This is a genomic window from Chryseobacterium lineare (genome assembly GCF_977014045.1).
On sequence record NZ_CDRNIQ010000001.1, the window covers coordinates 4,102,010 to 4,122,587 of the forward strand.

Consider the following 20,578-nt stretch of genomic DNA (forward strand, 5'->3'; position numbering starts at 1 on the left):
CTTTTATCTATGCAGGAATTAACCATTACAACACAGGATCAGGCTGTAATTAAGGCTCATTTGTTTTTACCCGATCAGAGTAATCAGCGGTTGCTGCTTATCAACTCTGCGACAGGCGTGAAGCAGCAGGTCTATTTTTCTTTTGCCAGGTATTTCGCTGAAAAAGGATTTACCGTTATCACCTATGACTACCGGGGAATAGGACTTTCAAAACCCGTTAAGATGAAGAATTTTAAGGCTTCCATGAGAATTTGGGGTGCTGAAGATTTTAAAGCAGTAACAGAATATATAAAGGGTAATTTTAAAGATTTTAAAAAATATTGTGTAGGACACTCCGTTGGGGCTTTGATTCTAGGAATGAATAAAGACTCCGGTATTTTTGATGAATTTATTTTTGTAGGAACTCAGAATGCATTCGTCGGAAATTTAAAATTCCGAACAAAAATAGAAGCATATCTGGGCTTCGGGATTGTACAGCCGCTAACAACAACATTATTAGGCTATTTCCCTGCGCAATGGTTCGGGCTGGGAGAAAGTCTTCCGAAAAATTGTGCATATGACTGGAGAACCTTAATTTTAAACAGGAAATCCACCAATGGCTTGTTGAATAAAACTGAGGATTATTCTAAAAATTTAACACAGAAAGTCTTTGTAATCAGGGCAGAGGATGATGTATGGCTGACTGAAAAAGGTGTGAGAAGCCTTTTAAACGAAACCTATCCGAATCTGAAACCTACCTACAGGCTGATCAAAACCTCCGAATCTGATAAAGGAGAAATAGGTCACGTTAATTTTTTTAGAAGCTACAACAAAAAGCTCTGGAATATTATTTTAAATGAATTGATATAAATGAAGAATCTGATAGAAAAAACGGTAGAATTCGTCAAAGAAAAACTTAAAGGTGCGGAAGCCGGACACGATTGGTTTCATATCGAAAGGGTATGGAAACTGGCGAAGAAAATAGCCGAAACGGAAGAATGTAATCATGAAGTTGTAGAGCTTGCAGCACTGTTGCATGATATTGCCGATCCTAAATTTCATGCCGGTGATGAAACACTGGCCTTAAAAGTTTCAGGAGAATTCCTGGAAAGTCAAGGTGCTTCGGAAGAAGTGACTGAAAAGGTTTTATTTATTATTAAAAATATTTCGTTCAAGAACAGGGGCGAGGTTCCGAAAGATCTTCCTGTTGAACTTAAAATCGTTCAGGATGCAGACAGGATTGATGCGATTGGTGCCATTGGTATTGCCAGAACATTCAATTTTGGTGGTTATAAAAATAATCTGATGTATGATCCGGAAATTAAGCCAAAACTGAATATGTCGAAAGAAGAATACAAAAAGTCTGACGGTACGACGATCAATCATTTTTATGAAAAACTTTTGCTGCTGAAAGATCTCATGAATACCCAAAAAGGAAAAGAAATTGCCGGCGAAAGACATGATTATATGCTGCAATTTCTTGATCAGTTTTATAAAGAATGGAATGTCAGCTGATATTCCTTCTGAAAACTTCTTAAAATAAGTATCTTTGCAGTATGGTATTCATTGTTCTGGTTATCTTCTGGGCGTCCGTATTTTCTCTGTTTTTATCTAAAATAAAAAGAGGAAAAGGAGCGGAGTGGGCAAAATTGTTCCGTATTGTTACCATTGTTTTTTCGATTTCCATTTTTACCTATTGGTTTATTAAAAAAAGTGCAATAGGAATTGTGGAAGATTCTGTGGCTTTGCAGGTTATCAATAAACTTCCGCAGCCGCTGGATTTTTATGTGGTGACGATTAATGATTCCGAAGCTGGCAAAGTGATTGATACAAAGCACATCGGAAAAATCCGTCCCGAATATTATAGAATCGAATATCTTAAAATGGATAGATCTGATGAATATTGGATCGTCGGCTATCTGGGAAAGAAAAACCTTGTTTATTTTTCACAACATGCACTACCCAATAAAAATATAGATCAGATTATTGAGATCCGGAATTATATCAACCAGAGTGTCAAACTTTCAGATCTCGCTAAAAAACAGGTGGAGGCCTACAATTATGAAAATATAAAGGTAGGCATCTGGATCACACTGGATTTTCTCCTCCTCTTTCTCAATCTGATGCTACTTATAAGAAATAGAAAATAAATTTTCCGGCTTGCGAAGCAAGCCGGAATTATTATAGAGCCTCACTCGTGCTATATTAGACCATAACGAAATAAGAGTGTAATAATAAACCATATGATAAGCTGATGCCAGTTTTTAATCATTACATAAATACTCATTGCTATGAAAAATTATCTTTACACAATAATGCTTTTCTCTATTTTTCAAGGATGTAAGTCTCAAAACATAAAAACCAATCATCTCATATATCATTATGCAGATTATCAATTAGGGAAAATTTTTGAAGAATGTATTTATAATAGTTTAACAGGAGTATATGAATATAAAGAATACAATGATAAGAACGAAGTAGTTAGGAATATCAGAATATTTTTAAAACTTACTCCTAAAGATTTAGAAGATATTAATAAATTATATTCTTCCTCAAAATCAGAACTTAGCGATTGCTATTAAGAAAATATGATACTGGCACACAAGTCAGCAATTACATTCAATTCTCAGAAAGATAATTTTAATTTAATAAAATGCAATAAAAATGAAAATCATGCTTTTGTTAAAATGGAGGATAAAATTGAGGAATACATAACTTCTTCTGGCATATACAAAACAACTTTTTTTGGGAAGCTTATAGGAGATAAGAATATTTCACTGCCAGCGCAAGCGTCTCACTCGTTTCTAAAATAAAAAAAAGCAATTGCAAAAAGGCAATGTTTTTTATCTCATACTAGTCAGATTGAAGTATAAAAAATATCATCAATCTTATTAATAAATTATGAAAAAAATAAAATTAGAATACAACCTGTGTGTCTTTTTATTTGCTTATTTAAATCAAGCAGATTTATCATTACACAGAGCGGGATGGACAAGTCTAATGGAATTAAAAAGGTTTTATTCAAATCAGGTTAATCCTAGAGAAGTAGTAAAGCTTTTGGTATCAAATGCTAATATAGATGCTAATAAATTAAACCATGTTTATAGAATAAATGAGTATAGTCTTAAAAAAAGACAAATTCTTTCTTTAATCCACTTTTCATTTAGATTATCTACTGTCTTCCTTGAAGATGAAATTTATTATATATGCCAACAATTGATCTATTTTGCAGAAATGCTCGAAAAGGATGGAGATGTCAGCCAATGGGAAATGGAAAATTTAAGAGTAGATATATCAAAATTTACTTTTGGGATATTAAAGTATAAAATATCTTATAAAGATTATAATAAAGCATTAAGAGTTGAACATTATATGCAGCATGACATGCTAAAGGATATCAAAATAAAAGAATTTATAAAAAAAAACTTCCTAATTCATCGGATTTAAAATAATAATCCAATAACAAAACCACTGCATTTTTTGCAGTGGTTTTTCAATTCCCATGAAAACAATTCTTCAAATTAAAATAAAAGATTAAATATTTTATATAATTCTGTAAATCAAACGATTGATTTTCGTTTTCTGCAAAAAAATAAAATTAAAATATATATTTGTAGCGATATTGTAAGCTACCCAATTTTGTGACCATTCTAAATGATAGATTCTTTCATTTTTTGTTTATATTTTTTAGGGCTTATATTTCCTAATGCTTCGTGCGGTCTGTTGTAATTATATTCTATCCACCACTGATTTGCTTTTTCTTCGGCATCCTGTAGATTTTTAAAGACATACATATTGAGAAGCTCATTTCTACAGCTTTTATTCAGTCTTTCAATAAGGCTGTTTTGTGTAGGTTTCCCTGGTTGTATATAATGGATCTCTATTTTATTTTCCTGAGCCCATAGCTGAAGATTTTTAGATATAAACTCAGGGCCATTGTCAACTCTTATGCGTTTAGGCTTACGCCCTTGTTGTTTTAACTGTTCTAAAACTCTCACTACTCTTGCAGAACAGATACTTGTATCAATTTCCATAGACAGTAATTCCCGGTTATAATCATCAGCAATATTTAATATTCTGAATCTTCTCCCGTCATATAAACTGTCGCTCATAAAATCCATACTCCAACATTCATCAGGCTCCAGAGGAATATTGATGTTTTCTTTGATTCTGGTGGGAAGTCTTTTTCTTACCCTTCTGCGAATGCTCATTTTTAAGGCCACATAAACCCTATGAACCCGTTTATGATTCCAAATATATCCCAAATTCCTAAGTTTATGATATAGCTTCCAAAAACCATAACCTGGATGCTCTTGCGAAAGTCTGGTCAGAGCATCAATTAATTCATCGTCGTTCTTTCTGCTTTTGTACCGATAGCTGCGCCTGCTGATACCAATTGTTAAACAACTTTTCCTCTCACTGAAATTATATTTCTCCCGGATAAAGTTGACAATTTCACGCCGTCCAGAAGGCTTTACCACTTTTTTGACAGAACATCTTTTAAAGCTTCAATCTCTAAACATCTTTCTGCATAAAGTTTTTTAAGTTTAGAATTTTCGGATTCCAGATCCCGCATCTTTTGAATATCCGAACTTTCCATCCCAGAATATTTACTCTTCCAACGATAAAATGTACCTTGTGTAATACCATGAGTACGGCATATTTCTATCACACTCTTCCCAAGTTCTTGTTCTTTCAAAATTCCAAAAACCTGACTCTCTGAATACTTACTCTTTTTCATATTTAAATTTAAAGTTTTTTAAAGCAAAAACTCTATCTTTAAATGGATACATTTTCAGGGAAGTTTACAATATAATAAACATAAATATGAAAAACACGAAAAACTCTGTGAGTGAGACAGGACACTCCAAAAACATCGCTAATCTTCAGGATCTCATCTCTTTTTGTACAGCCTACTTCGACAAATACAATCCCGTAAAAGAAGAACTGAAAATCTCCAGCCTTGAAGCACTCTATGAAGATGCCCTTTTAAAATTAAACGAAGCACAAACCAAAAAAACACTGTTTGACAATGCCACCAACCAACGCGCCGAAGTCTTCAAAGAATTGAATCCGCTCGCGACAAAAGTAGTTAATGCATTGGCTGTGTCAGAAACAAACCCTTCGATGCTCAGCAATGCCAAATCCTACAACAAAAAACTGCAGGGGAGAACAAAAACAAAACCGGAAGTCGCTAAGTCAGAAGAAGAAACGGAAACCCCTACAAGAACCATCTCGACTTCTCAACAAAGTTACGACAGTAAGATCAATCACTTCTCCAATTTAATTCAGGTGCTCGAACAAAGTGCTGCCTACAATCCCAATGAAGAAGAATTAAAAACTATTGCTTTAAAGGATAAGTTAGCAGATATGAAAAGCAAGAACACTACTCTTATTCATGCCAACACAGAATATTCTAATGCAAGGTTATCCAGAGATCAGATATTGTATAATAATCTTATGGGTCTTTGTCAGATTGCAAAAGAAGTAAAGCAGTATGTAAAATCAGTTTTCGGAGCTACAAGCCCTCAGTACAAACAAATTTTATCCTTAATATTCGTTAAAAGAAACTAATTGTGAAGTATTGATAATTTACATTTGAAATAAACTCCTTTTATAGAGAATTTCATAAATAAGCTTATATTACATGATGTTGGTTATCTTGTAAAGTAAACTGTATTTTAAGTAAAGTTAATGATTGCTTTAAGCATGATTATTATTTAACATTAAGGTGATAAATTTTATTTATATTTGTGCCGCAAAAAAAAACATATAACCATGAACACACTTTATTTCCAACTCATTGTTCATTTCGGAACATCAATTTCTATTAGAAATTTCAGCGAACTTATCTTTTGCATTTAATTAATTTTTTTAAATACTTTATGAAAACAACATTATTATCATTAGCCATGCTGGCTTCAACATTAACATTTGCCCAAACTTGGAATTTAACAGGAAATTCGGGAACCAATCCTACAACCAATTTTTTAGGAACAACAGACAACCAATTCTTAATTCTAAAAGCAAATAACTCAGAGGGATTAAGAATTCTTCCTGATGGAGGAGTAAGGATAGGGGCAAATAATGATGCAGCCTTTAATAATGGAGGTATAGCATTTAGAGTATATAGAAATGAGAATACGCTGATGGAGATGGCAAATTCATTAGGAAGATTTCAGATGTTTAAAGCTTCATGTACCAATTGTGGTGCAGTCGGTGTTATACCCGGTGATACCGTCTTGAGAAACCTAGGAGATTCTCATAATATATTACTTTCCATGCCTAATAATGGAAATGATGGCTCAACCTATATTGGAATTAATGATGGTGCAAACGGTACTTGGGTTAAGTTTTTAAACAATGCGGTAGCAAAATTTGACGGTAAAATATATGCCAAAGAAGTAGAAGTGAAAGCCAATGTGTGGGCAGACTATGTTTTCAAAGACGACTATAAACTGAAAACTTTAGAAGAAGTTGAAAAGCATATTGAAGATAAAGGCCATTTGCCAAATATCCCTTCTGCCGCAGAGGTTGGGAAAAACGGAATTAACCTTGCTGAGATGGATGCCAAACTTCTTGAGAAAATTGAAGAACTGACACTTTATTCGATACAACAAAATAAGCAGTTGCAAAAGCAGGCTGATGAGATTACCGAACTTAAAGAACAGGTTCAAAAATTAATATCCGAAAAAAAATAACCACGATGAAAAGAAAAATATTATCCCTTTCTTCTTTGTTGATAGGATTTTTGGGTTATTCCCAAACGGAAGTATATTTCAAATACGATGAAGCCGGAAACCAAAGATACAGAGGAACAAATTCAGCAGGCAAAGCTGCTGCAACTGAAGAAAAAAACGCAGAAACAATTAAAAAGGCAAGTCTGGAGAAACAGCAGCCTTTATTGGATGAAGCATCTTTCTGGAAGCAGGTCAGACTATATTCCGTTCCTGTCAATGATTATCTTACGATAGACTGGACAGAAGAAGTTGATGGCCTTATCGAATCTGTTTCCCTCTACCAACACAGTATGGTGCACTGGAAGTTCCAGCAGCAGAATATCCCGGATCTTAACAGAAAATTAAAGATCAACATGACCGGTTATGAATGGGGAGTATATATAGTACGCTTTAAATTAAAAGATGGAAGAGTATTCAGTAAAAACATCACCAAACGATAAAAACTTTTAACCAAAATAATTATTACGAACAATGAAAATGAAATTATTTTCATCATTTATATTGTCTTTGTGTGCAGTCATGGGCTTTTCACAGACCATTCTGTATCAGGCAGAAACCACTACCCGAACGGTTCAGGATCCGCAGACGGTAGTATTAGCACAGGGGTTTCGGGCATCAGGAAGCGTATCGAATCCTTTTGTCGCAAAGATTGGCCCTGGAACGGAAAATCCGGGCGGCGGACCGACGGATTCTAATGCAGGAGCAAATAATCCATCGGGAACCACTGCTCCTTCAGGAAAAAGCTTTCATGATACCAAAGGAAATATCGAAGTGAATGGAGCCGGACAATTGGAGTTTACATTACCAATCGCTTTGCCTCCGGGAGTAAAAAGTGTTGCTCCACAAGTTAATCTTACATATACCAGTGGTTCTGCTAATGGTATTGCAGGATATGGGTGGAGCCTTGGAGGTATTACTTCTATTTCAAGAATTGGAGAAAATATTGAAAGGAACAGGGAAATCCGCGGTGTGCAATTAGATTATTCTGATGGCTACAGTTTCAATGGTCAAAGACTAATCCTGAAATCTGGGGCCTACGGACAGGACGGAGCTGAATATATAACCGAAAAGTATTCTAATATAAAGATTAAATCAATTGGATCCTTACAGGGGGTATCACAAAATATGAATGGACCGCAATATTGGGAGGTTACTTTTGAAGATGGCTCACAGGCATGGTACGGTGCAAGCGATTCTAGCGTAGAATTCAGTCCTGGTCGTACGCCTTTGGAATATAACATTATTAAATGGAGAGATCCTCAAGGGAATTATATCACCTATATTTATACTCAGTCTAACAATGTTTCATATATCTCATCAATACAATGGGGAGGTAATGATAAAATCAACAAACCTCATTTTAACAGTATTCAGTTTAATTATGTAGGCAGAAAGCTTAATGAAATTGCTTATGTTAATGGAAGAGAATTTATTCAGAATCAATTATTAAAGAGTATTGAAGTAAAAGCCAATCAAAATAAGTTCAAAAAGTATGTAATAGATTATGAAGAAACCAGTAGCAGCTATCAGTTTGTAAAAAATATTACAGAACAAAATGGGGATTATGAATCGGCAACGCCTGTAAATATTGAATATTATACCAATGCGGGGAGCAATGAAGAAACTACCTATCAAAATGCTCCAAGTACTACTACTACAAAAAAGTATGGAGATTTTAATATGGATGGAACGACTGATTATCTTGAGTTTGTTTCTGACGGTAATTTAAGTTTTAAAAATTCTATTTATTCAAGTAGTAATTCCACTGTAAACTTACAATATGATGCCACGAAGTTTAAATTAGAAAATTTCAAGAATGCTATTCCGCTGGTATTTAAAAAAGATAATTATATTACTAATAAAATGGGACTGGTTGTACCTGTTCCCAAAAATACAAGCGTAACATATAAGAAAGATTACGAATTTCAGATATATTCTATTGATATTCAGAATCAAAAATTAAATTTCGAATATTCCAAGACAATGGATTATGATTCATTCACTCCATTATCGTTAGATGATGAATTGGATGTTTGCCAGACTCCTTCAGCTCCGAGCATCATGGAAGCACAAAGCCATGATTTTAATGGCGATGGCATACCTGAATTAATTATCAAATATAGAGTGACAAGAATCTGTGGAAGTATTATAACTGATCCGGGAGGACCAATTTTTAATAGCTTATCCTCAGCGGAATCATCATCTGTAGGAGATGAGGTAACTATTCCATCATTAATTGACAGGAATACAAATACAGAAGGTATTGAAGAACCAGAACCGGAACAAATCGGAAACGGACAGACAATGAAAGCATTTTTTTCCTATGTTTTTTTCGATTTGGATCAAAATTTAACAATACCACAGAGTGTATATAAATTTGATACAAGCTCTACAGGAGGAGGTTCTGTTGGTGGGACTTCGCAAATCAGATTGGCAGACCTTAATGGAGATGGCGTTCAAGATATAATTGCGCAGACTAATTCCCAGTTTTCCAATGTATTTAATATCAAACGAGATGATGCCTATAATTACTCAAAGGCAACAGTAGGAAATTTTGCCGGAACTAATTTTGTGGGATTACCTTATACTGCAATGATGTTCGGTGATTTTAATGGGGATGCAAAAACGGATATCATAGTTCCGCAGGCAAGCGGCTCTAATGTTTACAAACTGTACATTTCTAATGGTGATAATTTCATTATCTCTTCCGTTCAATTACATCCCTATCAGCCGAATCCTGTACTTATGGCGCAAGATTCTCATAATGGATTTCCGGAAAGTAAATGTGTTTATCAAACCATTGATTATTACCAATATGATGTAAATGATTTGGATGGCGATGGAAAATCTGAAATCATAATTAGTGAAGTTATGGTTACTGATCATGAATGGGCATCTCATAACAATCAAGAGTCTACAGAGTACAGAGTAGCAGTATATTCATTAAATAAAATTGATAATGTAAATGTCTCCCTTTCCAATCAAACTGATACAAGTGGGAAATATACTTTTTACCAAACAAGAGTTTGGACAAAATACTTATCGGGACAGGCAGTTTATTTTTCTCAGTTATCATTAAACAGAGATAATCAGCAAATTATTTTAGTCGGAAAATTAAGTGATTGCACAGGAAATAATTGTAATTATATAGTAAATTACGGACATCCGTATTTACCTGCAAAATCAAGGATAAAAACAATTACCCAAGGTGGCATTACAACCACAGCTTTATATCAGGAACTTAATACTTATCAGGATTCAAATCTCTACAAACCTGTTAAAAGAGAGCAGTTTCCTTATTATGAGATGGATATAATCCCTCAATCTTCTATTGTTACCAGATTAATCCAGACAGGAACCTCATCGCTATATCAGGATTTCAGGTACAGAGGAATGATTTCACATTTTACGGGTAAAGGAATGATAGGATTCCGTCAAAGTGCGCGTTCTTCTTGGTATACAAATGGATACGAAAATACGAAAATTTGGACCGGAACAGAAATTGACCCTCTGAACGAAGGGTTACCTGTAAAAGAATGGGCGATTAGAACTACAGACGAAAGTAAAATTTTCCCTGCGGATTTATCTGAAAATAATACGCAGCTGATTAATTTAAAAACAACTCAGTATCAAACAGATCAGTTGGTAAATGGACAAATTGTATCCACAATATCAGATAATGATAAACCAAATGTGGTATTGGCAATTGTACCAAAAATTGTAAGATCAAAGGATTTTTTAACAGCTACCACTAAACAGGAGAGTATTACCTATGGAGAATACTATCTTCCAGTTGAAAGAATATCAAACATAAATAATGGATATGGTATAACCACATCTATATTCGACTATTATCATAATGCATCCGGGGCAGGGACAGATTATTATATAGGTCGTCCCAAATCTAAGACAGATGTATCTCAGGCTTATGGAGATATCAAATCCGCAAAAGAAGAATATATCTACGACAGCAATCAGCTAAAGTCAATTAAGAGTTGGAACAGAGACAACTCAGCATATGTACAGGAAACTTATAATTATGACGATTTTGGAAATATTAATCAAAAAATTATAAGTAATACCGTAGATTCCCAAACTCAGATATCTAAAACGGAATACGATTCAAAAGGAAGATTTGTTATTAAGAAAACAGATAATCTAGGATTAGAGACTAATATAACTTATAATGACTTTGGACAGATGTTATCTGAAACAGATCCGGACGGAAACTCTACAATCCACACTTATGATAGTTGGGGGAAAATTATAAAGACAAAAGATAATTTGCTGGGAGTTACCACCTATCAATACGAAAAAGATGATAATTTGAATATTATTGTTACGCAGTATGATCCGGATGGCGATATCATAAAAAATTATACCAACAGACAAGGACAAAACTATTTAACATCTACAAAAGCATTTGGGCAAGGACAGTTTGTACATAAACAGTTTAGCTATGATTTGATCGGTAGAAAAGTAGCAGAAAGAGAGCCATTCTATGATGGAGGACCACTGCAATGGAATCTGACAGCTTATGATGATACTACTTATCCAGCTAAAATTACATCTACTTCATTTACAGGAAAGAAAATTGAAACTACTGTATCTGGATTAACGACCACTATGAAAGAAATTAACCCTTCTGATTACGGTAGAGTTAATACAAAAACAGTAGATGCTTTAGGTAATGCAATTTCCACTACAGATAAAGGAGGTGCAATTAATTTCTTATATAATGCGGCTGGAGAGCAAATACAAGCGAAGTATGCAGAGAATATTGTAATTACAAAATATGATAGTTGGGGCAGAAAGTCCGAATTTAATGATCCTTCCAATGGAATTTATAAATACGAATACGATGGTTTTGGACAGGTTAAAAAAATTATCAGCCCTAAGGGAACTAAAGAATTTGTTTACAACAATGCAGGGCAGCTTATTACACAGAAAGAATTGTCAACAATAGATGGTGGTCAGGCTACTAATAAAATGATTGCTTTTACTTATGACAGTAAAGGAAGAATAATTTCAAAATCAGGAACCTCGAAAGGGAAAGCATATGCCTCAAACATTAATTATGACCAACAAGGTAGGATATTGTCATCATCGGAAAGTAGTAATGGCAGATATTTTATACAAAAAGGTATTACTTATGATGATAAAGGAAGAGTAATCTCTTATGAAAAGCAATTATATTCTTCAGGAATAATGACTAAAGTAAATATAGAAAATGTTTACAGTAATTGGAATGGAGAATTATATCAGGTTAAAGATCAGACGTCAGGAAAAATACTTTGGGAACTTAAAGGAGTTAATTCTAAAGGTCAGGTTTTAAGTTCAAAACTGGGATCTGTTGATATCACAAATACATACGATACAACTCATGGATTTCTCACAAGTGCAAATCATGTGAATCAGAATAACGCTGTAATTCTTCAGATGAACTACACTTTTGATGCTATTAAAAATGAACTTAAAACAAGAACAAGAGGAGGAGACTTTAATATCACCGAACAATTTAATTATGATGATAACAACAGATTAATTAATTGGACAAACCCTGTTACCGGACAAATGCTTCACAACGTCTATGATGTAAAAGGAAGAATAACAGAAAATGATCAGGTAGGAACTGTGAAATATGAAAATTCTTCTAAGATCTACCAGCCAACCGGAATGACCCTAAATGCAGCGGGTGAACAAAATTATAATAATGATTTAATCCAAACTATCACATATAACGAAAACAACGATCCTGTGTTTATAGACGGAATGAAAGGTGATGTTGCTTTCCAATACGGATTATCAGGAATGAGACAAAGAGTAACCTATGGAGGCAATTTTGATGCAGATAAGGACGGAACATTTACTAAGTTTTACAGTGAAGACGGAAGTTTTGAAGTACAGTTAAATAATACAACCGGAGCAGAAAAACATATTCTTTACATAGGTGGAACACCTTATGAAAGCAATATTATTTTTGTTAAAAATTACGCTGAAACAATAGGTTCATATAAATTCTTACATAAAGATTATTTAGGAAGTATTCTAGCAATTACAGATGAGACAGGTAATAATTTGGAACAAAGACATTTTGATGCATGGGGAAATATGACCCATTATAAAAAAGGAATTAAAGCTATTGTTACAAATCGTGATCAGATTAATACGATTATAGCTAATGGAAACTTAATAATTGACAGAGGTTATACCAGTCATGAATATTTTCCTGAAGTTGGCATTATTCATATGAATGGTAGATTGTATGATCCTTTACTAAGAAGATTCTTAAATGCCGATGAAAATATTCAGGATCCCACAAATACACAGAATTATAATAAATATGGGTATGTATTAAATAATCCATTAATGTTTAATGATCCTAGTGGAGAATTTGTTCCCGTTGTTGCGGCAGCAGTTTTATTTTGGCAGGCTGTAGCTATAGGTACCTATATTGCTTTTGCCACCTATCTTGTAACAACAGCTTATTTAAGTAAAGAACAAATCAGCTTAAAAGGTGGACTTAAGTCAATATTCTTTGGAGCCGTCTCCTCAGCCGTCACCTTTGGAATAGGAAGTGCCTTTTCCAGTGCCGCCGGAGCCACCCAATTTGCCAAAAGTTTAGGAGATGCCGCATTTTTAGTAAAAGCGGCAGCACATGGTATCGCTCAGGGAACATTATCTTTGATGCAGAACGGAGATTTCAAACAATCTTTCTTCTCAGGATTCTTTGGAAGCGTAGGAGCTTCTGCTTTTGGTGCTGTAGCAGGTAATGCAGCAAATAGTGCCATAGGTACAATTGCATTCGGAGCTGCTTCTGGAGGTGTCGGTGCCGAACTTTCAGGAGGAAACTTCTGGCAGGGTGCTGTGATTGGAGGAATGGTTGCTGGGTTAAACCACGTGATGCATGAAATGGACTTTGGATTTACTGAAGATGGGGATGGAAATAAAAAAGGAGGAGATAGTTCAAGGGATGCGAGACATCATAAACCTGCACCAAGAGACTTAAAGGGATTTCCTGATGCGAAAAGAGTGCCAAATAAAGGTAGAGCCAGATGGAAAAATCCTGATGGTAAGATTTTAGAATGGGATAAGCAACATGGTGATGTCGAAGTATATAATAAAAAGGGGAAACATCTAGGATCTGCAAGACCAGAAACAGGTGAAATTTATAAGGAACCCGTTCCAGGACGGAAAATTGATCCACTTATAAAAGTTGGAGTAGGAACGGTGATTATAGTTGGAGGACTAAAATTTTTAGATTGGGCTGCTAGCAGAGTAACTCCTTTATTAATGACCCCAATAATGCAAATGCAAATGAATCAACAGCCTAATTATAAAAGTAATGAAATTTATTAATTGTAAGTAATGAGAGTTATAGAAGAATATTGTAAAAGTGATGGTTTTCTACACAAAGATTATATTTTGAATATTACACCTGCAGAAATTATAAAAACATTAGATGATTTGGAACTTAATGAAGATGATTATGAAGATGAGATTTACGATTCATATATTTTAGATAATGTGCAAATACAAAAAATAAAATCTTTTTTATTAGAAAATTTAAATGAAGATTTTGATAAATATGAATATTTATTAGCGTGCTATAGTGACGATGAAAAATCCTTAGAAAAAGAAAAGATAAAATCTTTTGAAGAGTATATAGAGCTTAACGAATTTGATAGAAAAACTAATACCATTAGCAGACACTATAAATTAACTATTGCTCCGACTGAAATATTTTCCTATATTAAAGATATTGTTTTACAAAATGATGATACATTAGAAGATTATGAACTGTATGAATTAAACAAAAAACAAATAAAAAGGTTGAAAAATTTTGTAAAAAATGATATTTTAAATGAGGATGTTAGTAAATATAAATATTATTTACATCATAAGATAGGTCCTAATGCAATAGATTGAATTTTTTCTACTTGCAATGAATCTTTGCTTACGTGAGCAAAGTGAGTGTCTCGCTCGTGCTCCTCTCAAATAACCACTGCAAAAATGCAGTGGTTTTTCAATTCCCATTAAAACAATTTTCCCAGCTCACCAAAAATAATTCTACTAATGCATTGGTACGTACCACGACCGCCCTCACCATGATGAAAGGCAGTGATGCCCCAAACGCACTTTCCCCTGAAGTAGAATTCATTGTCAACTTCAGGCTACTTTCCGGAAATACCGTCAAAGACGTTAAACAGCATATTACCGAAGCCACCAAAGGATTCGATGTGGAAATTGAAGAAATTGACACTGTCAAAGAAGCTTCAGCCGTTTCCCCAACCAATACAAAAGCCTTTAAGTTAATAGAATCTGCCATTAAAGAAATTCATCCTTCAGCAATTGTTACACCTTACCTCACCGTTGGCGCAACAGATGCGTACAAATATCAGATCGTAAGCAAGAACATCTATCGATTCATGCCCGTCAAAATAAATAACGCCGAAAAACAATCCATCCACAGCACCAATGAATATCTTAGCATAGAAAACTACATGAAGATGATTCACTACTTTGAATACCTTATGAGAAATTATGATAAACAATAAATGATGGGTAATAAGCAATGAGTAATGAATGATAAATAATAAATAATAAATTACACAGATAGTATTAGCAACATGTCATCCTGAGCGCAGTAGTCGAAGGATCTAAAAAATAACACACCCTAAAACCGACATAGGAATCTGAAGCGTTAAGAAAATTAAAAAAGTATTCCGTTAAAAAATTCCCACTGTTCGAAGCGCTGAATAATAACGAATTGAAGAACCAAGATTGCATTCGCGCAAGTTTTGGGAATTTTAGGAATACTTTTTAATTTTTAGCATTCAGATTACAGGTCTTGAATTTTTGTTTCTTTTGTTTGACTACGTCGAATCTTCGATTTCAAGACAAAAGAAAAATAAAAAATAACACGTCAAGTTTTGTCGCATTACCCCATTAGCTTTGTCATATCAAAACAACGAAGCTATGGAACTGCCATTATATTTAAGTTTTAATGAATTTGAAAAGTGTTATTACGACAACCTTGAAAAATGGTTTGAAGAATATCATAATACCTCCGAGACCGATTACTTGAAAGCATTTGCAGAAATGTATAGTCCTTATTTATATTATAATTTTGCTAACGACAGGCTTCAGGCAGATGCTTCCATTCAGATCAAAGATTGTTTCTTTCCTTCTTACGACAAAATAGGTCTTTCATTCTGTACAGGTTGCGACAACGGTAAATCTCCGAAAAGTTCTAAAAATATGAATCATGTGTTTGAGTGGAAAACCATTACCATGATGGAATATGCCCAGCATATTTTAGACAAGATCAACAGACATATCTCTGGAAACAAAGATAAAGATGTAATGAGTTTTATCAACGATTATGATGTGATTACTTCCAGAGATGGTGCAGGATATTGCGTAAATTACAATCAGCATCAGTCGACACTGCCATTCCTGAAAGCATATCTTCCTGTTTATGGGCAAACGGTTAATATTTCTGTTTACAGAGACTTTATATTCTCTATTGTTCAGATCGCAGAATGTATCGATCATAAATTAAAAGAGGTCGGGCTTTTTGAGAACACGATTTATTCAAAGTTGAAATCCGACGCCAAATTCAAAGTACAGATGAGCCACCATTTTCTTACCCTATGCAACTAAACTAATACACCAACATTCATATAGCTAAATTATAGTTTGAAAAGAGGTTGAGACTTTTTAAACGCAGAACTCAGTCGCAGGACTGAGTTTTTTTTCTATTGAATTCCCAAATAAAAATAAAAAAAGCGTTGAAAAATATCAACGCTTTTCTTTGCAGAGAGGAAGGGATTCGAACCCTCGATACAGTTACCCGTATACTACCTTTCCAGGGTAGCTCCTTCAACCACTCGGACACCTCTCTATTTGAGACTGCAAAAATAATGGAATTTATTGGATTTCCAAATTATTCATGCAATTAGTGTGAAATTTCTCCGCAAAGGCTTCTCGTAAAGTTATCGGCGAAACTTCCTTCGTAATTTGGGTTGTCAATAAGATGCATGGCTTTAGTGATAGCACTTTCGGCCGTCATATCCCTTCCACTGATAGCACCGATCCTTGAAAAAATATTACTGTTTTCATACTTTCCGAATGATATTCCTCCTGAAATACACTGACTTACTACTACGATTTCCGTTCCGTTATTCCTGATCTGCTGAAGAGTTTCCACTGTTTTTTCACTGCTGAAAATAGTTCCTGATCCAAAAACCTGAAGAATGAGAACTTTCATTTTCGGAATTTCTTTAAAATGATTGAGATTCATTCCCGGAAAGATTCTCCAGAAAATAATATCTTCCGAAATGTGATCGTCTATCTGAAAATCAATTCCAGAATCATAGCGATGTAGATTATCTTTTATAATATTTAAATGCACCCCGGATTGTCCCAGAATAGGATAATTAGGACTTGCGTATGCATCAAAATACTCCGCAGAATATTTTAGCGTACGGTTTCCTCTCAGTAGTTTATATTCAAAATAAATCGCAACCTCCTGAATTACTGCATCATCGTTTTCATACAAACTGGCATAATAGAGGCTTGTCAGAAGGTTTTCTTTGGCATCGGTACGAAGATCTCCGATTGGAAGTTGGGAACCGGTAAGAATTACGGGCTTTTTTAGTCCTTTCAACATAAAACTTAATGCTGAAGCAGTGTAAGACATAGTGTCTGTTCCGTGAAGAATCAGAAATCCATCGTAGTTGTGGTAATTTTTATGGATATAACGAGCAATAATTCTCCATTCTTCCGGACCCATATCAGATGAATCAAGCGGTTTTGAAAAAGGATGAACGAAAACTTCACATTCCATAAGCGTCATTTCAGGCATTTTTTCGAAGATATTTCCAAAATCAAATGCGCGCAGGCTGCCGGTTTCGTAATCTTTCTCCATACCGATGGTGCCGCCGGTATAGATCAAAAGGACTTTTCGTTTCATACATGAATTTTATTAGATTTCCATACCTCTTTCAGGATGATTCCTCAAAATTACGTTAATTTGCAAAGATTTGAAAATGAATGGAAGATTTAGCAAAAACTTTTGAGTATTTAAAACAGTTTTTAACGGAAGAGCGGTTGGCAAAAATTGAACATTTTTCCCAGGAAAGCTCAGATTTTGTGCTGCCTGTCGTAGAAGATATTTACCAGTTCAGGAACGCTGCTGCTATTGTTCGTTCCGTAGAAGCCTGCGGTTTTCATAAAGTGGTAGCTTTGCAGGAGGAATACAATTTTGAACCGAATCTCCGCGTTACAAAAGGTGCCGATACCTGGGTTGAGGTGGAAAAGCTTCCCAGAAATATGGAGTCTTTTCAGAAAATTAAAGACAGAGGCTATAAAATATTGGCTGTTTCACTGGAGAATAATGCAACCATGCTTCCCGACTATCAAATCACTGAACCGGTTGCCTTGGTTTTCGGAACCGAAATGGAAGGCGTTTCCCAAGAAATTCTTGACTTTGCAGACGAAACCCTGGCTATTCCGATGTATGGTTTTACCAGAAGTTTCAATGTTTCGGTAGCGGCGTCCATCTGTATGTATGAGCTGAAACAAAAGCTTATAAAATCTGATCTAAATTATAAACTTAATGAAGAGAAACTTCTGAAAATGAAGATTCGATGGGCTGTCAATTCCATACGAAGCGGGCAGGAAATTTTTAGTAAATATCTGAAGGATCATCAGCTTGAAGAATGGCTGATATAAGAGAAATCTTTAATTCTACCATTGTATATTATTATAATTCCACGCTGCAACAAAAACTCCTGCAGTTTCCGTTCTCAACCTTTGATTTCCCAGGGAAACCGCTTTTACATTGTGTTCAGCCAACGTCATAATTTCCTTTTCAGAAAAATCGCCTTCAGGACCAATGAGGAAAGTAATGTGGTCTAGCTTCGGAATTTCCTTTAATGCAATTCTTTGGAGATTTTCATGACAATGTGCTACAAAAGTATTTTCGGGAGTGATAGTTTTTAAAAAATCCTGAATTTTAATACTGTCATTAATGACGGGAAAATGAAATCTCAAACTTTGCTTAGAAGCCGCTATCGCCTGTTTTCTTAATTTATCAATATTGACGTTTTTACGTTCGGTTTTTTCAGTCTGTAACAATGTGATTTCTGAAATTCCCATTTCCACTGCTTTTTCAATAAAAAATTCGATACGGTCGATATTTTTTGTCGGCGCAATAGCAATATGAAGTTTAGGATTATAATTTGGCAGTTCGGTTTTAATTTCATCTACGACAAGATTCACTTTTTTGCCTTCAATCATCAGACTTCCGGAAGCAAGATTTCCTTTTCCGTCTGTTACATGAATTGCTTCACCTTCCTTCATGCGAAGAACTTTTACAATATGCTGTTGTTCTTCGTCGCTGATCGTAACTTTATTTCCTTCAATTTTTCCGTAGAATAGTTTCATATATCTTGCGTTAAAAAGGCAACTCCTGTTTTTATTGTTGTGTAAATGTCTGTATCACAGTCTCGGTAAGAACAGATAAAAATTTCTTCTATCCAATTATTATTCATGAAAATCAGATTTAAATATTCCTGTTTTCTTAAGTTGTTTTTAATAGATAAATAATCTCCTTCCTTGGGTTCGTAGGGAAAACTGAAAATATTTTCAGAATTTATTTTTTCTATAATTTCATCTTTTATATCCTGAATATATCCTTTTTCTGAAGAGGATGGGAAATAATCTATAGAAACTTCTGATGCATCATTTTTTCCTGTAACGGTTTCCAAAATCCAATAATATTTTGAATTTTTCTTAGAATGTGTTCCAAGTATTTTTTCTTCTAAAAGGATTTTCATAAATCGTATTTCGCTGTTGCACTGGTTCTTAAATCCGTGAATTCACCTCTTTCAAATTTGAGTTGGGCCACCATGGCAATCATTGCTGCATTATCGGTTGTGTATTCAAATTTTGGGATGTAAATATTCCAGCCGAGTTTTTCATGATTATCCTCCATTGCGTTTCTTAATGCTGAATTAGCCGAAACACCACCAGCAATGGCAACTTCACTGATATCTAAATCTCTTGCGGCTTTTTCCAGCTTGTTCATCAGAATTTCAATGATTGATTTCTGAACGGATGCGCACAGATCATTCAGGTTATTTTTAATAAAATCAGGATCTTTTCGTACTTCTTTCTGTATGAAATATAATACAGAGGTTTTGATTCCGCTGAAAGAATAATCGTAATTCTCAAGTTTTGGCTTATTAAATTTAAAAGCATCGGGATTGCCCTCTTTTGCCAGTCTGTCTATAATCGGACCTGCAGGATAGTCGAGGTCAAAAATTTTTCCGATTTTGTCGAAAGCTTCTCCGGCGGCATCGTCGGTTGTTTTTCCGATAATTTCCATGTCAAAATAATCCTTCACCAGGACGATCATCGTGTGTCCACCACTTACGGTAAGGCATAAAAAAGGGAATTTCGGCGGCATAGGATTTGCATCCTCAATGAAATGCGCTAAAATATGTGCCTGGAGGTGGTTTACTTCAATTAAAGGAACATCTAGGCTCATTGCCAAAGACTTAGCAAAGGAAGTTCCTACCAGAAGTGATCCTAAAAGTCCAGGGCCGCGGGTAAAGCCTATCGCGGAAATTGCATTTTGTTGTATATTTGCTTTAGTTAGAGATTTTTCAACAACCGGAATGATATTTTGCTGATGAGCACGTGACGCAAGTTCAGGGACAACACCGCCATATTCTTTATGGATCGCCTGATTTGCAGCAATGTTCGACAGAATAGAATTTCCCTTGATGATAGCTGCTGATGTGTCGTCGCAAGACGATTCAATACCTAAAATTATAGAGTCGCTCATA

18 protein-coding genes and 1 tRNA gene are annotated in these 20,578 nt (G+C 34.7%); 13 read left to right on the forward strand and 6 right to left on the reverse strand.

Annotation, left to right across the window (positions count from 1 at the left end; genetic code table 11):
* The first annotated feature begins 9 nt into the window (after positions 1-9).
* The 5 genes from ACWNCI_RS18465 (at position 10) to ACWNCI_RS18485 (ending at position 3,426) form a co-directional block, all read left to right on the forward strand.
* Positions 10-849, forward strand: coding sequence for an alpha/beta hydrolase family protein (locus ACWNCI_RS18465; RefSeq protein WP_449389400.1), 840 nt, complete (start codon positions 10-12; stop codon positions 847-849).
* Positions 850-1,494, forward strand: coding sequence for an HD domain-containing protein (locus ACWNCI_RS18470; RefSeq protein ID WP_449389401.1), 645 nt, complete (start codon positions 850-852; stop codon positions 1,492-1,494).
* Between the two features lie 41 nt (positions 1,495-1,535).
* Complete coding sequence (locus ACWNCI_RS18475) at positions 1,536-2,129, forward strand: hypothetical protein (RefSeq protein ID WP_449389402.1); 594 nt, start codon at positions 1,536-1,538, stop codon at positions 2,127-2,129.
* Between the two features lie 141 nt (positions 2,130-2,270).
* A complete protein-coding gene (locus ACWNCI_RS18480; RefSeq protein ID WP_449389403.1) occupies positions 2,271-2,561 on the forward strand; it encodes a hypothetical protein in 291 nt (96 codons plus the stop codon).
* A 319-nt stretch (positions 2,562-2,880) separates the two neighbouring features.
* Positions 2,881-3,426: a hypothetical protein gene (locus tag ACWNCI_RS18485; protein WP_449389404.1), complete on the forward strand. Its 546-nt coding sequence runs from the start codon at positions 2,881-2,883 to the stop codon at positions 3,424-3,426.
* Positions 3,427-3,629: 203 nt separating this feature from the next.
* Here ACWNCI_RS18485 and ACWNCI_RS18490 read toward each other — a convergent pair.
* A protein-coding gene (locus ACWNCI_RS18490) for an IS3 family transposase (protein ID WP_449386732.1) occupies positions 3,630-4,720 on the reverse strand; the annotation gives its coding sequence in 2 pieces (ribosomal slippage) (positions 3,630-4,468 and positions 4,468-4,720; 1,092 coding nt in all).
* An 86-nt stretch (positions 4,721-4,806) separates the two neighbouring features.
* On the opposite strand from ACWNCI_RS18490, the gene ACWNCI_RS18495 reads away from it, so the two are divergent.
* From ACWNCI_RS18495 to ACWNCI_RS18525, 7 genes are all read left to right on the forward strand, one after another.
* Entirely contained in the window at positions 4,807-5,553 is a 747-nt protein-coding gene (locus ACWNCI_RS18495) for a hypothetical protein (RefSeq protein ID WP_449389405.1), read from the forward strand.
* 311 nt (positions 5,554-5,864) lie between these two features.
* Entirely contained in the window at positions 5,865-6,680 is an 816-nt protein-coding gene (locus ACWNCI_RS18500) for a cell wall anchor protein (protein WP_449389406.1), read from the forward strand.
* Positions 6,681-6,685: 5 nt separating this feature from the next.
* Positions 6,686-7,159 carry a hypothetical protein gene (locus ACWNCI_RS18505; RefSeq protein WP_449389407.1) on the forward strand — a complete coding sequence of 158 codons (474 nt, stop codon included), beginning with the start codon at positions 6,686-6,688 and terminating at the stop codon, positions 7,157-7,159.
* Between the two features lie 37 nt (positions 7,160-7,196).
* Positions 7,197-14,078, forward strand: a complete 6,882-nt coding sequence (locus ACWNCI_RS18510; RefSeq protein ID WP_449389512.1) for a colicin E3/pyocin S6 family cytotoxin — start codon at positions 7,197-7,199, stop codon at positions 14,076-14,078.
* 9 nt (positions 14,079-14,087) lie between these two features.
* Positions 14,088-14,648 carry a DUF7683 domain-containing protein gene (locus ACWNCI_RS18515; RefSeq protein WP_449389408.1) on the forward strand — a complete coding sequence of 187 codons (561 nt, stop codon included), beginning with the start codon at positions 14,088-14,090 and terminating at the stop codon, positions 14,646-14,648.
* A gap of 89 nt (positions 14,649-14,737) precedes the next feature.
* Entirely contained in the window at positions 14,738-15,277 is a 540-nt protein-coding gene (locus ACWNCI_RS18520) for a M20/M25/M40 family metallo-hydrolase (protein WP_449389409.1), read from the forward strand.
* 421 nt (positions 15,278-15,698) lie between these two features.
* The gene (locus ACWNCI_RS18525; RefSeq protein ID WP_449389410.1) at positions 15,699-16,385 is read left to right on the forward strand and encodes a hypothetical protein; all 687 of its coding nucleotides are present in this window, start codon (positions 15,699-15,701) and stop codon (positions 16,383-16,385) included.
* A 154-nt stretch (positions 16,386-16,539) separates the two neighbouring features.
* On the opposite strand, the gene ACWNCI_RS18530 is transcribed toward ACWNCI_RS18525, so the two are convergent.
* Positions 16,540-16,626 (reverse strand) — tRNA-Ser (locus ACWNCI_RS18530).
* 54 nt (positions 16,627-16,680) lie between these two features.
* Positions 16,681-17,697: an asparaginase gene (locus ACWNCI_RS18535; RefSeq protein ID WP_346986348.1), complete on the reverse strand. Its 1,017-nt coding sequence runs from the start codon at positions 17,695-17,697 to the stop codon at positions 16,681-16,683.
* Positions 17,698-17,777: 80 nt separating this feature from the next.
* On the opposite strand from ACWNCI_RS18535, the gene ACWNCI_RS18540 reads away from it, so the two are divergent.
* The gene (locus ACWNCI_RS18540) at positions 17,778-18,458 is read left to right on the forward strand and encodes a TrmH family RNA methyltransferase (protein ID WP_449389411.1); all 681 of its coding nucleotides are present in this window, start codon (positions 17,778-17,780) and stop codon (positions 18,456-18,458) included.
* A gap of 15 nt (positions 18,459-18,473) precedes the next feature.
* Here ACWNCI_RS18540 and ACWNCI_RS18545 read toward each other — a convergent pair whose 3' ends face one another.
* Genes ACWNCI_RS18545 through tsaD form a run of 3 tightly spaced genes read right to left on the reverse strand, consistent with a single transcriptional unit; the run spans position 18,474 to position 20,577 of the window.
* Positions 18,474-19,172 (reverse strand): RsmE family RNA methyltransferase, encoded by a 699-nt coding sequence (locus ACWNCI_RS18545; RefSeq protein ID WP_449389412.1) that lies wholly within the window; start codon positions 19,170-19,172, stop codon positions 18,474-18,476.
* Positions 19,169-19,564 (reverse strand): hypothetical protein, encoded by a 396-nt coding sequence (locus ACWNCI_RS18550; protein WP_449389413.1) that lies wholly within the window; start codon positions 19,562-19,564, stop codon positions 19,169-19,171. Before ACWNCI_RS18550 ends, ACWNCI_RS18545 begins: the two co-directional genes overlap by 4 nt.
* Positions 19,561-20,577 (reverse strand): tRNA (adenosine(37)-N6)-threonylcarbamoyltransferase complex transferase subunit TsaD, encoded by a 1,017-nt coding sequence (gene tsaD, locus ACWNCI_RS18555; protein WP_346986344.1) that lies wholly within the window; start codon positions 20,575-20,577, stop codon positions 19,561-19,563. Before tsaD ends, ACWNCI_RS18550 begins: the two co-directional genes overlap by 4 nt.
* Position 20,578 lies beyond the last annotated feature (1 nt).

Bases quoted from the DNA above. Each gene is read 5' to 3' on its own strand.
- ACWNCI_RS18495 (WP_449389405.1), top strand. From the start codon at position 4,807: ATGAAAAACACGAAAAACTCTGTGAGTGAGACAGGACACTCCAAAAAC.
- ACWNCI_RS18550 (WP_449389413.1), bottom strand. From the start codon at position 19,564: ATGAAAATCCTTTTAGAAGAAAAAATACTTGGAACACATTCTAAGAAA.
- ACWNCI_RS18500 (WP_449389406.1), top strand. From the start codon at position 5,865: ATGAAAACAACATTATTATCATTAGCCATGCTGGCTTCAACATTAACA.
- tsaD (WP_346986344.1), bottom strand. From the start codon at position 20,577: ATGAGCGACTCTATAATTTTAGGTATTGAATCGTCTTGCGACGACACA.
- ACWNCI_RS18510 (WP_449389512.1), top strand. From the start codon at position 7,197: ATGAAATTATTTTCATCATTTATATTGTCTTTGTGTGCAGTCATGGGC.
- ACWNCI_RS18505 (WP_449389407.1), top strand. From the start codon at position 6,686: ATGAAAAGAAAAATATTATCCCTTTCTTCTTTGTTGATAGGATTTTTG.
- ACWNCI_RS18485 (WP_449389404.1), top strand. From the start codon at position 2,881: ATGAAAAAAATAAAATTAGAATACAACCTGTGTGTCTTTTTATTTGCT.
- ACWNCI_RS18480 (WP_449389403.1), top strand. From the start codon at position 2,271: ATGAAAAATTATCTTTACACAATAATGCTTTTCTCTATTTTTCAAGGA.
- ACWNCI_RS18545 (WP_449389412.1), bottom strand. From the start codon at position 19,172: ATGAAACTATTCTACGGAAAAATTGAAGGAAATAAAGTTACGATCAGC.
- ACWNCI_RS18535 (WP_346986348.1), bottom strand. From the start codon at position 17,697: ATGAAACGAAAAGTCCTTTTGATCTATACCGGCGGCACCATCGGTATG.
- ACWNCI_RS18525 (WP_449389410.1), top strand. From the start codon at position 15,699: ATGGAACTGCCATTATATTTAAGTTTTAATGAATTTGAAAAGTGTTAT.
- ACWNCI_RS18470 (WP_449389401.1), top strand. From the start codon at position 850: ATGAAGAATCTGATAGAAAAAACGGTAGAATTCGTCAAAGAAAAACTT.
- ACWNCI_RS18465 (WP_449389400.1), top strand. From the start codon at position 10: ATGCAGGAATTAACCATTACAACACAGGATCAGGCTGTAATTAAGGCT.
- ACWNCI_RS18540 (WP_449389411.1), top strand. From the start codon at position 17,778: ATGGAAGATTTAGCAAAAACTTTTGAGTATTTAAAACAGTTTTTAACG.
- ACWNCI_RS18515 (WP_449389408.1), top strand. From the start codon at position 14,088: ATGAGAGTTATAGAAGAATATTGTAAAAGTGATGGTTTTCTACACAAA.
- ACWNCI_RS18475 (WP_449389402.1), top strand. From the start codon at position 1,536: ATGGTATTCATTGTTCTGGTTATCTTCTGGGCGTCCGTATTTTCTCTG.